The following is a 676-nucleotide window of genomic DNA, read 5'->3' on the forward strand; positions in this document are numbered from 1 at the left end:
CTGCTCGGGGCCTCCTCCGCGGACGGCCTGTACCGGCGACTGGCCGGGTTCTCCGGTGCGCCCTCGCGTCTCGTCCCGGCCTGGTGGGCCGAGGAACTCGCGGAGCGGTTCGTCACCGAACTCGGTGTCGCGGGCAACCCCGACAAGCTGATCGATCTCGACGCGGCCTCCCTGGTGGCCGCCCTGCGCAAGGTCTGTCCTACGGATCTCGGAGTCCGGGGCGGGATGGACAACAAGAGCCTCGGCGTCGTCCTGGACGCCGAACAGCCCGGCGGGGTGCTGCACGCCCACCCCCTGGACGTCCTGGCCTCGGGCTCGCACCGGGACATCGACGTCCTCCTGAGCACGGCCAGTGACGAGATGGGCTGGTGGGTGGCGAACGACCTCGACCGGTTCGACCCGCACGCCGTCGACTGCGTCACCGACGAATTCGCGGGGTGGCGCATTCCCCGCTCCCGCGCCAAGAGGATCGTCGACACCTACGACAGGGGCGGCCGCACCCCTGCCGAGGTCCGCGCCGCGTCCCTGACGGACTACGTCTTCACGCTCCCCGCCGCTCGCGGTGCGCTGGCCCACGCCGCCGCGGGCGGCACCGCCCATCTCCTCATGATCGGGCCCGCCGAGGGTGCCCCCGCCGTGCACGGCACCGAGATGTACGCCCTGGTCGGCCAGGAAC

The 676-nt window shown here is 72.5% G+C and carries 1 pseudogene; it reads left to right on the forward strand.

Annotation, left to right across the window (positions count from 1 at the left end):
• Nucleotides 1–676: pseudogene (locus JHN45_RS52375) on the forward strand (carboxylesterase/lipase family protein); the annotation flags it as partial.

Origin of the sequence: Streptomyces sp. MBT53 (assembly GCF_016654115.1) — a bacterium.
Taxonomy (GTDB): Bacteria; Actinomycetota; Actinomycetes; order Streptomycetales; family Streptomycetaceae; genus Streptomyces.